Source organism: Micromonospora sp. NPDC002411 (assembly GCF_053592955.1).
In genome coordinates this window covers 1-1,874 of the sequence record NZ_JBSFBM010000601.1, presented here as the reverse complement: position 1 = coordinate 1,874, position 1,874 = coordinate 1, and the positions used below count along the sequence as shown (strand labels likewise).

Genomic DNA, 1,874 nt, shown 5'->3' with positions numbered 1-1,874 from the left:
GGCATCGCCCGGCCCGCGCCACCGACTGCCCTGCCGGGCCCACCGACGGGCACCTGAGCGGGTCGGGTCAGCCCTGCTCGTTGGCCGGGCCGGAGAACGCCAGCGCGTCCCGCGCGGCCAGCACGGCCTCGGCCAGCTCGACGGGATGCCGCGTGCTCACCACCCAGAACGGGGTCGGGTCGGCCGGGTCGTCGAGCACCACCTGCACGGCGCCGCCGATCCACGGGCGCTGCACCACGAACGCGAGCGGGTCCGCGCCGACCCCGAGCACCTCACGACGGCCGGCCACGTCCAGCGGCACCACGTCGGCCACGAAGCGGACCGGCAGGCGGGCGTCGTCCACCCGCAGCTCGGAGCCGACGACCGCGACCCGGATCCGGCCCAGCCACCACAACCCGACCGCGGTGAGTGGCAGCAGCACGGCGAACGGCAGCCAGGAGCGGACGCCGGGGGCGCCCATCCAGATCTCGACGGCCAGCAGCGCGGCGGCCACCAGCCCGGCCAGCCACAGCCACCAGGGCAGGTCCAGCCGTTCGGTGTACGCCGTGCGGACGTCGACCGGCGGCTGATCGGCGGACGGAGAGGGCGACATGCTCACTCCTGCGAGGGTACGGCGCACGGCGGCTCGACGAACCGGCAGGATGGCAGGGTCACCCCGATAACCGGACGGAAGAGGGGACCCGTGACCGACGTCGTACCCGTGCCCGTGCAGCTGCTCGACTCCGAGCTGCCGCTGCCCACGTACGCCCACCCCGGCGACGCCGGGGCCGACCTGGTGGCGGCCGCGGACGTGGAGCTGCCACCCGGCGGCCGCGCCCTGGTGCCCACCGGTGTGGCCATCGCGTTGCCGGAGGGGTACGTGGGTCTGGTCCACCCCCGTTCCGGTTTGGCGGCCAGGCTCGGCGTGACGGTGCTCAACGCGCCCGGTACGGTCGACGCCGGCTACCGGGGTGAGATTCTGGTCAACCTGATCAACCATGATCGGGATGTGCCGGCGAAGATCTCCCGCGGCGACCGGATCGCACAGCTCGTGATCCAACAGGTCGCGCGGGCGCGGTTCGAGCCGGTGGTCGAGCTGCCCGCATCCCGGCGTGGCACCGGCGGGCACGGTTCCACCGGCGGGCACGCTGGGCTGGTGCCGTCGCCGACGGGCCAGGACCGGGTCGAGCGGCGGCCGGACGAGCCGGGCCGCGGGCAGACGGAAGAAATGGCAGGGTGAGTGTGAACAGCGGAGGGTGGGCGCAGTGATCTTCTCCCGAAAGCGGGCCGATGCCGAGCGGCAGACCCGTGACGAGCGGGCCACCCAGGTCCCGGACCAGGGCGATGCGGCGCCGTCGTTGGAGCGCGGCCCGTACGACATCTCCGAGAGCTACGACGATGTGCAGCGGCTCGATCTGGGCAGCCTGCACATCCCGGCGATCGCCGACGTCGAGGTGCGGGTGCAGGCCGACCCGCAGGGCGTGATCCAGCAGGTCGTGCTGGTGCACGGCGACAACGCCCTCCAGTTGGGCGTGTTCGCCGCCCCCCGGTCCGAGGGGATCTGGGACGAGGTGCGCGAGGAGATCCGCCAGTCGCTGCTGCGCGACGGCGCGAGCGCGCAGGAGGTCGACGGCGAGTACGGCCCGGAGCTGCACGCCCAGGTGCGTACCCCGGACGGCCCGACGAACCTGCGGTTCGTCGGCGTCGACGGGCCGCGCTGGATGGTCCGCGGCGTGTTCCAGGGCCCGGTGGCCACCGACCCGGCCCTGGCCGGGCCGCTCGTGGAGTGCCTCGACGGCCTGGTGGTCGACCGTGGCCAGGAGGCAGCGCGTTGGACCGGGCGGGTCTGCCGGAGATCGTCGGCACGATCGCCGGCGACGACACCATCCTCGTCG

At 74.1% G+C, this 1,874-nt stretch carries 2 protein-coding genes and 2 pseudogenes; 3 read left to right on the top strand and 1 reads right to left on the bottom strand.

What is annotated here, in order from left to right:
* Window positions 1–67: 67 nt before the first annotated feature.
* Window positions 68–598, bottom strand: a complete 531-nt coding sequence (locus tag ACWCO3_RS34335) for a DUF3093 domain-containing protein (protein ID WP_435826030.1) — start codon at window positions 596–598, stop codon at window positions 68–70.
* 84 nt (window positions 599–682) lie between these two features.
* Between ACWCO3_RS34335 and dut the strand changes: the two genes are divergently transcribed.
* The 3 genes and pseudogenes from dut to ACWCO3_RS34320 all read left to right on the top strand — a co-directional run.
* Entirely contained in the window at window positions 683–1,219 is a 537-nt protein-coding gene (dut, locus tag ACWCO3_RS34330; protein ID WP_145784895.1) for a dUTP diphosphatase, read from the top strand.
* A 25-nt stretch (window positions 1,220–1,244) separates the two neighbouring features.
* Window positions 1,245–1,805, top strand: a pseudogene (locus ACWCO3_RS34325) (DUF3710 domain-containing protein); the annotation flags it as partial.
* A pseudogene (locus tag ACWCO3_RS34320) lies at window positions 1,766–1,874 on the top strand (arginine repressor); the annotation flags it as partial. The pseudogenes ACWCO3_RS34325 and ACWCO3_RS34320, both read left to right, overlap by 40 nt.